General features: G+C 66.5%; 1 pseudogene. It reads left to right on the top strand.

Going from position 1 to position 230, the window contains the following annotated elements:
• Window positions 1-230, top strand: a pseudogene (locus ACR6JA_RS22875) (alpha-ketoacid dehydrogenase subunit beta); the annotation flags it as partial.

A 230-nucleotide genomic window follows, 5' to 3' on the forward strand; every position in this document is an offset into this window, starting at 1 on the left:
GACAAGTATCCCGACCGCGTGCTGGGCACGCCGATCTCCGAGAACGCCTTCGCCGGCCTGGGCGGCGGCCTGGCCATGGACGGCCGCTACAAGCCGGTGGTGGAATTCATGTACCCCGACTTCATGTGGGTCGCGGCCGACCAGATCTTCAACCAGATCGGCAAGGCCCGCCACATGTTCGGCGGCGACATCGACGTGCCGTTCGTGCTGCGCACCAAGGTCGCGATGGG

It is taken from the genome of Cedecea sp. B1(4), assembly GCF_059414925.1.